This window comes from Pelomicrobium sp. G1 (assembly GCF_051905455.1).
GTDB lineage: Bacteria > Pseudomonadota > Gammaproteobacteria > Burkholderiales > UBA6910 > Pelomicrobium.
In genome coordinates, this window is sequence record NZ_JBQACR010000329.1 from 1 (window position 1) to 278 (window position 278).

Annotated in this window: 1 protein-coding gene; it reads right to left on the reverse strand. The window is 56.5% G+C overall.

Annotated elements, in window-relative coordinates; translation table 11 throughout:
• Nucleotides 1-278 (reverse strand): TAXI family TRAP transporter solute-binding subunit (locus tag ACTFO6_RS18715; protein ID WP_439935866.1); only part of this gene is annotated, 278 nt, incomplete at both ends.

The window sequence follows — 278 nt, forward strand, 5'->3', positions numbered from 1 at the left end:
GCGTTGTACTGCGCAACCACGGGACCCATCTTCACCCACAGCTTGGTGAGCTCATAGGCCAGGTCTTCCGGAAACGACTTGTGGGCGGTCAACAGCAGATAGTTGCCGAAGGTCGTCACTTCTTCCGGCTGGTTGGGAAGAGTGTTAGGCGGATAACGCCGAATGTGAAAGTTCGCGCCGGTCTTCTTGTTGTATTCCTCGATGACCGACGGCGGGATGCTGATGTAGCGGAATGGACGGTTGGACGCCTCGAGTAGTTTGAACGGGCTCGGCTGTAT